The 8,873-nt window shown below is 53.5% G+C and carries 7 protein-coding genes and 1 pseudogene; 7 read left to right on the plus strand and 1 reads right to left on the minus strand.

Annotated elements, in window-relative coordinates; genetic code table 11:
* Positions 1-95 precede the first annotated feature (95 nt).
* Genes INT19_RS14750 through murB form a run of 7 tightly spaced genes read left to right on the plus strand, consistent with a single transcriptional unit; the run spans position 96 to position 7,671 of the window.
* Positions 96-2,363, plus strand: coding sequence for a DNA internalization-related competence protein ComEC/Rec2 (locus INT19_RS14750; RefSeq protein WP_193061318.1), 2,268 nt, complete (start codon positions 96-98; stop codon positions 2,361-2,363).
* A gap of 56 nt (positions 2,364-2,419) precedes the next feature.
* Positions 2,420-4,156, plus strand: a complete 1,737-nt coding sequence (gene msbA, locus INT19_RS14755; protein WP_193061319.1) for a lipid A export permease/ATP-binding protein MsbA — start codon at positions 2,420-2,422, stop codon at positions 4,154-4,156.
* The gene (gene lpxK, locus INT19_RS14760) at positions 4,153-5,169 is read left to right on the plus strand and encodes a tetraacyldisaccharide 4'-kinase (RefSeq protein WP_193061320.1); all 1,017 of its coding nucleotides are present in this window, start codon (positions 4,153-4,155) and stop codon (positions 5,167-5,169) included. Before msbA ends, lpxK begins: the two co-directional genes overlap by 4 nt.
* A complete protein-coding gene (locus INT19_RS14765; protein ID WP_089037745.1) occupies positions 5,162-5,371 on the plus strand; it encodes a Trm112 family protein in 210 nt (69 codons plus the stop codon). The genes lpxK and INT19_RS14765 overlap by 8 nt, the downstream gene beginning before the upstream one ends.
* Positions 5,371-6,162 carry a 3-deoxy-manno-octulosonate cytidylyltransferase gene (gene kdsB, locus INT19_RS14770; RefSeq protein WP_089037746.1) on the plus strand — a complete coding sequence of 264 codons (792 nt, stop codon included), beginning with the start codon at positions 5,371-5,373 and terminating at the stop codon, positions 6,160-6,162. The genes INT19_RS14765 and kdsB overlap by 1 nt, the downstream gene beginning before the upstream one ends.
* Positions 6,159-6,644 carry a low molecular weight protein-tyrosine-phosphatase gene (locus INT19_RS14775; protein ID WP_193061321.1) on the plus strand — a complete coding sequence of 162 codons (486 nt, stop codon included), beginning with the start codon at positions 6,159-6,161 and terminating at the stop codon, positions 6,642-6,644. The genes kdsB and INT19_RS14775 overlap by 4 nt, the downstream gene beginning before the upstream one ends.
* A complete protein-coding gene (gene murB, locus INT19_RS14780; RefSeq protein ID WP_193061322.1) occupies positions 6,631-7,671 on the plus strand; it encodes a UDP-N-acetylmuramate dehydrogenase in 1,041 nt (346 codons plus the stop codon). Before INT19_RS14775 ends, murB begins: the two co-directional genes overlap by 14 nt.
* Before the next feature lie 50 nt (positions 7,672-7,721).
* Here murB and INT19_RS14785 read toward each other — a convergent pair.
* A pseudogene (locus INT19_RS14785) lies at positions 7,722-8,873 on the minus strand (ribonuclease E/G); the annotation flags it as partial.

The raw sequence follows: 8,873 nt of genomic DNA on the forward strand, positions 1-8,873 counted from the left end.
TCAGGTACTCTTTCGATTGGTACATCCTATTATCCATATAGCAGCGTGCTTCGGCTATGGCGTGGGTATGAATGACCCAGTTCCAAGGAGGGGATATGCAACTAGGCGCTGCACTACCGGCTGCCTTGGCAGTATTGATGGGGGCACTAGCGGCGTGGATCAGCGGCCCCGAGGCGCACCTGCAGGTTTTGTTGCCAGGTGTGCTTGTGGTGCTGCTTTGCTTGGTTGTATATCGGCGTAGCCTATTAATTTGGCTGGTTATTTCAAGCTGGGTTTTTATCAGCGTGCAGCAGGAGTGGGGGCACCGTTTGCCACCTGGGCTCAGTGGAGAGGATGTCACTCTGGAGGCCCGAGTAATCAATGTTCAAACGCAAGCGGAGTCGTCACGAGTGCGCTTGGCAGTGGAATCTTGCCGCTCTCCCGAGGGACTGCCAAGTTGTAGCGCACTGCGTAGCGTGCGAGTAAGTGCCTATGGCAACCAGCGCTACCTCGTTGGTGAGCGCTGGCGGATGACGCTGCGGCTCCGCCCGCCCAGTGGCTTTTCTAATCCAAATACATTTGATTTTCAGCAATGGTTATGGCGTGAAGGCATACATGCGACGGGCTATGTGCGCCAGGAGCCTACGCCCGAACGCCTGTCGGGGGCTGCGCCGACACTTCGTCAGCGAGCAATGGCGACGCTGGCTAGCCAGCCGTTGCAAGAGCGAACCCGGCGCTGGCTTGCGGCGCTAACGCTGGGAGATAGTGAGCAGTTGACCCAAGATGATTGGACCTTGCTCAATGCAACGGGTACGACGCATTTAGTGGTCATTTCTGGGTTGCATGTTGGGCTTGTCGCTTCATTTGTGCTGTTGTTGGCACGTTTTACTGCCAGGCTGATAACGCCCACCAATTGGCGTCTGCGTGCTTGGCCCTGGTGGTTAGCAGGGGTGGCGGCTGTGGGGTACGCCATGTTAGCCGGACTAGCACCTCCTGCCATGCGCGCCATGATCATGACGCTGTTAGGCTTGTGGGTGCTTAGCGGACGCCATGCGCCAGGAGCTTGGCAAGCTTGGTGGCTTGCGCTCGGGATAGTGTTAGTGGTTGATCCTCTTGCACTGTGGAGGCCTGGTCTGTGGCTATCGTTTATTGCGGTAGGCTGGTTGATTATTATTTGGCAAGGCCGCCCCCGCCCACAGGGTCTAAAAGGGTGGTGCTGGGCGCTACTGCGTTCTCAACTACTCATTGCACCGCTGATGGCGGCTGCAGTGCTATTGGCTTTTGGAAGAGTAGCCCCTGCGGCCCCGCTGATTAATCTTGTTGCTGTACCTTGGGTAAGCTCCGTGATGGTGCCTAGTGCGCTATTGGGGTGGGTGCTGTCGCCACTGCCTGGAATAGGGCTTTTTGTGTGGTGGTGTTTTGAGCAGGCACTGCAGGTTTTTCATCAGTTACTCGTCATCGCCGTGCAGTGGGCACCGCTTTTGCAGCCACCGTCAATACTGATGTTTCCGCTAGTAGGTGCACTGTTATTGATGTCGCTGTGTTGGGGGCTTCCCAATGTCCCAGGATGGTTGCGTGTTAGTGCGACATTACTGCTATTAAGCTTTCCGTGGTGGTCAGCGGACGAACAGTTTAACCAAGGTGAGCTGCGTGTCATTGTTTATGATGTCGGGCAAGGCCAACTGATTGAATTACGTAGCGCCAACTATCGATTGCTATACGACACAGGACCTCGCTTTCGCAGTGGGTTTATGCCGCTGCAAACCCTTTGGCCCCCAGGCCAATCGTTCGACCACGTTATTGTCAGCCATGCTGATACCGATCATGCGGGAGGGATTAGTGCGCTTTTAAAAGACCATCAAGTAACGCAATGGTGGGTTCCCAGTGGAGATCTTCTGCCTGTTGCGAGTACAGAGTGTGTTCAAGGGCAGCAGTGGCGACGTGATGGCATTGACTATCAGATACTATGGCCCCCAAAAGGGGAGAACGTGCTCTCCTCAAATGATCGCTCCTGTGTACTTCAAATAAGCGCGGGTGGGCAGCGTTTGTTGATTACCGGTGACGTTGGTAAGGACGTTGAAAGAAGAATCTTAGCGAATGTTATTACGCCGATTGGCGTGTTAGTGGCTGGGCATCATGGAAGCAATACAAGTTCGGGTGTTCAGTTCGTTCAAGTAAGTCGTCCTCGGCATGTCATTTTTAGTGCTGGGAAAGATAATCCCTTTAACCATCCGGTCGACGCGGTAGTGCGCCGCTTTCGACAACAACAGAGCTGCTTATGGAGTACCGCCCAGGATGGCGCTCTCGAATTTAGCCTCACAGCGACTCAGCCAATTCAGATCATTCCCATGCGAAAGCAACAGGGCGTTCGTAAGCGGTGTTGATGCGCGTCACCATAAGGTAGAATTCTCGCAACTGCACACTATGGCCGGGAGCGCGTGTGACTGATTCAGGTTGGGTTCTCTACAAGCGATTATTAACTTACGTCAAACCTCACTGGCGCGCATTCGCGTTAGCGATCGTCGGTTTTATTATTTATGCCGCCTCTAGTACGGCACTAGCTGAAATGATGAAGCAGCTGATTGATGGCATTCAAAACCCTGATGCTACCTTTCGTTTACTGCTCCCACTGTTTGTGGTGATTATGTTCGCTTCGCGTGGGTTGGGGACATTTTTAAGCACCTACTTTATGTCTTATGTCGGACGTTATGTGATTCACACGCTGCGCTGCGATGTGTTTGCGCATTTGCTACATTTGCCTGGGCGTTTCTTCGACCACCATTCCAGTGGCCATTTGGTATCTCGAGTAACGTATCACGTAGAGCAGGTCGCAGGTGCTGCCACGAAAGCGGTCACTATTATTCTGCGTGAAGGTCTGTTCGTTATCGGGCTGATCGGTTATCTGTTTTGGACCAACTGGATGCTAACGCTGCTATTTCTGGGCGTAACGCCGGTGATTGCTGTTGTGGTGAGCTATGCCAGCAAACGTTTTAGGCGTATCTCCAAGCGTATTCAGCACTCCATGGGAGACGTTACTCATGTCGCTTCTGAAGCTCTCTCCGGCTATCGCGTCGTGCGCACGCATGGTGCTGAAGAGTATGAAAAACAACGTTTTGAACGGGTAAGCGAAGAAAATCGCCGTCAGAGTATGAAAGAGGCGATGACGCGTGCTGTGAGTTCACCAGTGATCTTGATGCTGGTAGCGATTTCCATGGCTATTCTGGTTTGGCTTGCCATGGCGCCTGCGCTTATGGAAAACATGACGCCGGGGGAGTTTGTTGCCTTTATTACCGCAGCAGCGCTAATGATCAAGCCGGTGCGCCAGCTCACAGAAGTGAATAGTGAGATTCAAAAAGGCATTGCGGCGGCTTCGGAGCTATTTGGCTTGCTTGATTTGACCCCTGAGCAGGATGAAGGGAAGACAATTCCCCGTCAGCTTACAGGCAGCGTGGTGATTGATAATGTCAGTTTCCGCTACGCTGATGACCAGCCTAATGTATTGCACGATATTAATATTAGTGTTGCCCCTGGTGAGCTAGTGGCGATTGTTGGGCGCTCTGGTAGCGGTAAATCAACATTGGTCAGCCTGCTGCCGCGTTTTTATCGTCCTAGTGAAGGGCGCATTGTGATTGATGGGGTAAATGCCGATGATTATGCGTTGGGCCCTTTGCGTCAGCAAATTGCGTTAGTATCGCAACAAGTCACGCTGTTTAATGCAACCATTGCTGACAATATTGGCTATGGCGTTACCAACCCAGACCCAGCCGCCATTGAAGCGGCCGCTCAGGCGGCGTACGCCAGTGAGTTTATTGAAAAACTGCCTCAGGGCTATGCCACGGTAGTGGGTGAAAACGGTGTGATGTTATCCGGAGGGCAGCGCCAGCGCTTAGCAATCGCTCGGGCGATTTTTAAAGATGCACCTATTCTTATCTTGGACGAAGCGACATCGGCACTGGATACCGAGTCCGAGCGCTATATCCAGAAAGCGCTGGAGCATGTGTGTGAAGGGCGTACCACATTGGTCATTGCCCACCGTCTATCCACCATTGAACGGGCTGACCGTATTTTGGTGATGGATCAAGGGCGCATTATTGAGCAGGGTACCCACCAAGCGTTGCTAGAAGCGGGAGGTGCCTATGCGGCGCTGCATCAGCTTCAGTTTCAGGAGAGTGAATGAGCCTGGAACAACGCTGGCTTAAGGCGGCTTACCAGGGGAGCCGATGGCTAACGCCGCTGTATCCGTTGGGTGCTTTATACCGTTATCTTATGGCGCGCCGTAGCTCTCACTATCACGCTGGTAAAAAGCTAGCTGTTAAAGCATCCGTACCCGTTATCGTGGTGGGTAATATCACTCTTGGTGGAACCGGCAAGTCGCCGCTAGTGGCGTGGCTGGTCGACTGGCTGAGGAAGCAGGGGTGGTCGCCAGGTATTATTACCCGTGGTTATGGTGGTAAAGCATCGCACTATCCGTTACGGGTAACTGCAATCACTGACCCTGCGCAAAGCGGCGATGAGCCATTAATGTTGGCGCAACAAACGGGCTGCCCGGTCGTAGCTGATCCGCGCCGTCCAAGAGGCGTTCAAGCCCTGGTTGATAGTGGGTGCGACATTATTGTCAGTGATGATGGGTTACAGCATCTGGCGTTAGGACGTGATATTGAATTGGTTGTTGTTGATGGAGCTAGGGGGCTAGGAAATGGGCGCTGCTTACCTGCTGGGCCGCTGAGAGAATCACCCAGTAGATTAGCTCAAGTTGATGCTGTGATTATTAATGGTGAGCAGCGCCGCCCTCTGCCTAGAGAGGGAGTGGCGATGCGACTAGCGCCGCTCAGCTGGCGCCGAGTGCAGGATGGTCAGCGTATGCCACTTACCCCTCTGCCATTTACGCTACCTGTGAATGCTGTGGCGGGTATTGGCCATCCTGAGCGTTTTTTTAATACGCTGCGAAGTTTAGGGGTGGAAGGCGAGATGCATCCGCTAGCAGATCATCAGCGTTTTGATGACCAGACTTTCCGTTTTAGTCATCAGCGCCCCGTTGTAATGACCGCCAAAGACGCAGTGAAGTGCCAAGCGTTAGCGCCACCCGATAGCTGGGTGCTAGAGGTAGAAGCCGTGCTTCCGCCAGAGTTTGAACACTGGCTGGCAGCTAAATTGTCAGCGCTTTCTGAAAAGGGATACACCGATGGATAAAGAACTACTGGCAATGCTGGTTTGCCCGCTTTGCAATGGCAAGCTCAAGTATAATCGTGAAGCCCAGGAACTTTGCTGCCACTACGACGGTTTGGCGTACCCTATTCAAGCAGGCATCCCTGTGATGCTTCCTGAAGAGGCGCGCGCGATGGATGCCGATGAAAAGCTACCTATCTCGCCTGGTCGTACCGGAGAGGTGTAATGTCAGTCGCTAAGACCGAATTTATTGCCGTTGTTCCCGCGCGTTTTGGCTCGTCCCGCTTGCCGGGTAAGCCACTGCTGGATATCGCGGGTGAGCCTATGGTTGCCCATGTCTGGCGAAGAGCCTGTCAAAGCCAAGCAAGTCGTGTCGTGGTAGCCACTGACGATCCTCGTATACGTGATGCGATGTTGCCCTACGGTGCGGATGTCGTTATGACTCGCGCGGATCATCCTTCTGGTACGGACCGGCTGGCCGAAGTGGCAGAGCAGCTCGGGCTAAGCGACGACACTTTAGTGGTGAATGTGCAAGGCGATGAGCCGCTTATCCCCCCGGCCTTAATTGACCAAGTGGCGATGCGTTTAGCCGAAGATCGAGAAGCGGCCATTGCGACGCTTGCTGAGCCTATTACTGATGTTGAAACGTTATTTAACGCTAACGTCGTCAAAGTTGTTCGCTCCTTGCAGGGGCGTGCTCTGTACTTTTCTCGTGCTCCCATTCCTTGGGATCGAGAGCAATTTAAAGTCCAGCCCGCGCTTTTAGCCACCGATGCGTGGTTGCGTCATATTGGTATATACGCCTACCGTGCCAGTTTCCTTGCCGCTTATCGTGAGCTGGCGCCGTCGAGCCTTGAGCAGTTGGAGCAGCTAGAACAGCTGCGTGCGCTACAGCATGGCTATGCCATTCAAGTTGCGCTAGCCAGCACTATCAATCCTCCTGGTGTGGATACGCCGGAAGACTTAGCCAGGGTGAGAGCGCTTCTGGCGAGTGAAAGTGAAGGTGGAAGCGAATGAAGCGCGTCCTATTTGTCTGTTTGGGCAATATTTGTCGTTCGCCAACGGCCGAAGGCGTCTTTTGGCACGCTGTTGAAGAGGCTGGCTTAAGTCGTCATATCAACGTTGACTCTTGTGGTGTAGGTAGCTGGCATGTTGGAAAAGCGCCAGACAGCCGTGCCCAGGCAGCTGCTTTGCAGCGTGGTATCGATATTAGTCATTTGCGCGCTCGTCAGCTAAGCGCCAGTGACTTTCTTGAATTCGACTATGTGCTAGGCATGGATCGCGACAACCTCAAGGCAATGCGAGCGCTACAGCCGAGTACCAGTCGTGCCCATGTGGGGCTCTTGCTAGATTTTGCCGATATGCCAGATGCTGAAGTGCCCGACCCTTATTACGGTGGTGATGAGGGCTTTGAACATGTCCTGAATCTAATTGAGGCGGCTTCTACAGGGCTAATTGCCCAGCTGAGAAATGACGGGCTGAGAAATGACGAGTTGTGAAAGAGGTAATAATGATTTGCTTAGTCGTTGCCAGTCAGTCGATTTAACCTCTGCGAACACGCTGCGTTTACCCTGTCAGGCGGAGCGGTATGTTGCCCCTAAAACGCTAAGTGCACTCCAGCATGTGGTGCGTGAAGCCGTTGCTAAGCAGTGGCACATTACGCTCTTGGGAGGTGGCAGTAATGTGCTGCTTCCCGCTAAGCTGAAAGGCATTACGATTCGGCCTGCTATGCAGCAGTGGTGGCTAGAGAGTTGCGGAGAGTCTGTTGTTGCTCATGTGGGAGCAGGCGTTAATTGGCATTCGTTAGTCATGACGCTAGCGGCTCGCGGCCTGTGGGGTATTGAAAACTTAGCGCTGATTCCTGGTGATTGCGGCGCAGCACCGGTACAGAACATTGGTGCATACGGTGTCGAGCTTAAAGACGTTCTGGTAGGGGTGCAGGTAGTAGAGTTGGCGTCGGGTAGTGTACGTTGGTTAAGCGCCGATGCTTGCCAATTTGGTTACCGAGATAGCATCTTCAAAAAATCGCTAGCGGATAAAGTCGTCATTACTCAGTTGGCGCTTCGGCTATCAAAAACGCCGCTACCAAGACTGGGTTATGGAGATTTAGCTGCCCGGGTAGCCGCTTCGGCGAATTGCTTGGCGGTGGCTCAAGCAGTGTGTGCTATTCGTCAGGAAAAACTACCGGACCCTCAGGTGCTCGCAAATGCGGGTAGCTTCTTTAAAAACCCGCTAGTTAACAGCGATCAGTTATCACGCTTGTTACAGGCATACCCTAGCATGCCATATTTTCCGCAGATTAACGGTCAATCCAAACTGGCAGCGGGGTGGTTGATTGATCAGTGTGGGTTGAAAGGGGTTCGGCAAGGGGCTTTCGGTGTTCACGCGCGGCAGGCCTTGGTGCTTGTGCATTTTGGCGGTGGCGATCGGTGCGAGCTACTGCAGTTTGCAGAGCATATTGCCCACCAGGTCTATGACCAATTTGGTGTTGAGTTAGAGCCTGAGCCACGCTTGGTACAAGCATAAAAAAACCCCGCTTAGCGGGGTTTTTTAGTGCTAGTGTCGAGTGCTAGCGATCACTCATTAGTCGTGTTCTGTGCTTGTTTACGCAGTTCACGAGGATCGTTATGAGCACGACGGCGGCGGCGTGGCTTAGGTGCCTCGTCTTGGGGAGAAGCCGCAGGCGCTTGCTTTGCTTCTTCAGGTGCCACTGTTTCAACGGGGGCCTCTGGTGAAGGCGTTTGAACCTCTTCATTAGTCGCCAATGTAGGCTGCTCTGTGCTTTCTTGAGCAGCAGCGCTGTCATTCGCGGTTTCTGAAGCAGCGCTCGTGTCTGAAGCAGTTGTATTGCTCACTGCGTCGCTGTCTAAAGAAGATGCTTCCGGCTGCTCAGCAAACTCTGGTGAGCTTGCTTCAATGCTAGCTGCTACGCTTTGCGACGGTGTCTGAGTGTTAGCGTCACTGTCGACAGTCTCAGCAGTCTCAGCAGTCTCAGTAGTCTCAGCAGCTTTCGGCGCTTCTGCATGTGTGTCGGCGTCTGCGGATGTCTCTTGTGCCGTCTCCTGAGGTTCTTGAGACAATACAGGTTCCTGACGCACAAGTTCTTGAGATACAGGTTTTTGAGACTCAGAAGGTTCTTGAGGCTCAGCAGCTTGAGATAGCGACTGCTGGGGCTTGTCAGTCTCTTTTGCAGTTTCTTCGTCACGTGAGCTTACTGATTCGCTGTTGGCGGTATCAAACTCTTTCACGTTTGAAGTGCTCCCTTCCTCCAGCTCTACTCCTGCATCAGCTTTCACGAGCTCAGACGAACCGCTAGCCGCCTCTTGGGGCGCTTCTTGAGCAGCAGTTGCGTCATCAGTTGGCTGTTGAGGTTTGGCCTCAGCGCTTTTCTCTACACCTTCCTCTGCTTCAGGTTCCGCTTTCTCTGCCGCTTGCTGAGGTTGGCGACGCTGGCGCGTAGCCTTGCGTGCTTTCTCCGCCTTTTCGGCAGGGCGCTCAGCCGTTGTTCCATCGGCAGCTGCTGATTCCTCTACAGCTGGTTCAGGCGCTTCAGTGGCTACTTCAACGCTTGGTGTGGCAGCTGTGCTGGCCTCATCTTGTAAAGAGGGGCTGGCCGGCGTTGCTTTACTGCTGTTCACTTCAACAGCAGGCGCTTCTACCGCCGGTGATTCAACAGCAGCTTCAGCAGAAGGAGCGTCTGCAGAAGGAGCGTCTGCAGAAGGAGCGTC

It is taken from the genome of Halomonas sp. 3A7M, from assembly GCF_014897875.1.
In the GTDB taxonomy this organism is placed as follows: Bacteria; Pseudomonadota; Gammaproteobacteria; order Pseudomonadales; family Halomonadaceae; genus Vreelandella.

What these genes read in the sequence shown, in the direction of transcription:
- INT19_RS14750 (WP_193061318.1), top strand. Translation starts at nt 96, where the DNA reads ATGCAACTAGGCGCTGCACTACCGGCTGCCTTGGCAGTATTGATGGGG.
- lpxK (WP_193061320.1), top strand. Translation starts at nt 4,153, where the DNA reads ATGAGCCTGGAACAACGCTGGCTTAAGGCGGCTTACCAGGGGAGCCGA.
- INT19_RS14765 (WP_089037745.1), top strand. Translation starts at nt 5,162, where the DNA reads ATGGATAAAGAACTACTGGCAATGCTGGTTTGCCCGCTTTGCAATGGC.
- kdsB (WP_089037746.1), top strand. Translation starts at nt 5,371, where the DNA reads ATGTCAGTCGCTAAGACCGAATTTATTGCCGTTGTTCCCGCGCGTTTT.
- INT19_RS14775 (WP_193061321.1), top strand. Translation starts at nt 6,159, where the DNA reads ATGAAGCGCGTCCTATTTGTCTGTTTGGGCAATATTTGTCGTTCGCCA.
- murB (WP_193061322.1), top strand. Translation starts at nt 6,631, where the DNA reads ATGACGAGTTGTGAAAGAGGTAATAATGATTTGCTTAGTCGTTGCCAG.